Below are 289 nucleotides of genomic sequence, written 5' to 3' on the forward strand. Positions count from 1 at the left end.
CCGTCTCCAACGACATGACCGAGGGCATCATCGCCCGCTTCCGCACGATGGCGATCCACCGCCCGTCGGTGCTCGTCGGACACGTCGTCGGCAGCGTGCTGCAGTCGGTCGCCAGCGTGGTCCTCGTCGGCGCCGTCGGCGCGGCCATCGGCTTCCGCTCCACGGACGCCACCGCCCTGGAGTGGCTGGCCGCGTTCGGACTGCTCGTGCTCTTCGCCCTGGCGTTCACCTGGATCGCCGTCGGCATGGGTCTGATCAGCCCGAACGCCGAGGCCGCCAGCAACAACGC

1 protein-coding gene is annotated in these 289 nt (G+C 70.6%); it reads left to right on the forward strand.

Translation table 11 applies throughout. The features are described from left to right. A partial coding sequence (locus tag PUR61_RS45345) for an ABC transporter permease (protein WP_329879547.1) occupies positions 1-289 on the forward strand: 289 nt, incomplete at both ends.

This window comes from Streptomyces sp. BE20 (assembly GCF_036322525.1).
Taxonomy (GTDB): Bacteria; Actinomycetota; Actinomycetes; order Streptomycetales; family Streptomycetaceae; genus Kitasatospora.